Origin of the sequence: Vibrio sinaloensis (genome assembly GCF_000808535.1) — a bacterium.
GTDB classification, from domain to species: Bacteria; Pseudomonadota; Gammaproteobacteria; order Enterobacterales; family Vibrionaceae; genus Vibrio; species Vibrio sinaloensis_D.
The window spans coordinates 1-513 of record NZ_JWLV01000032.1 but is presented as its reverse complement, the minus strand read 5'-3'; the positions used below and the strand labels follow the sequence as shown (position 1 = coordinate 513).

Here is a 513-nt window from a genome sequence, read left to right as displayed (position 1 = left end):
TGAATTGACTGTGCTGAGTCTTGCGACTCGTTGGTCACTTCGTTTCATTGAAACCTAAATTGTTTCCGAAGAAACTATTTGGATTATCATCAACGAGTGCCCACACAGATTGATAGGTTTATATTGTTAAAGAGCTTTGCTTTCAGTGCCTTAGCACTTAAGCAGGACGCGTATGATACGCGATTGACTCGGTAAGTCAACATAAAACTCTAAGATATTTCTTAAAATTCTATGGTGACTGATTTCCAAAGGAAATCGGTCAAAATTAAAGCCTGGCGATGTCCTACTCTCACATGGGGAAGCCCCACACTACCATCGGCGCTAATTCGTTTCACTTCTGAGTTCGGCATGGAATCAGGTGGGTCCAAATCGCTATGGTCGCCAAGCAAATTCTTTATCAATTTGCTCGCAAATTCAAACGCACTTTAGTGCGGCCCTTTAGAGTGAGATTTGCTTGCAAATCGAATAATTCGGAAAGCTGTTTGCGTTCTCTAAAACACAATCAAGTTAATT

Annotated in this window: 1 rRNA gene; it reads right to left on the bottom strand. The window is 41.1% G+C overall.

The window, feature by feature from the left end:
* Nucleotides 1–270 precede the first annotated feature (270 nt).
* Nucleotides 271–386: ribosomal RNA gene (rrf, locus tag RJ47_RS14635) — 5S ribosomal RNA — on the bottom strand.
* Between the last annotated feature and the right edge of the window lie 127 nt (nt 387–513).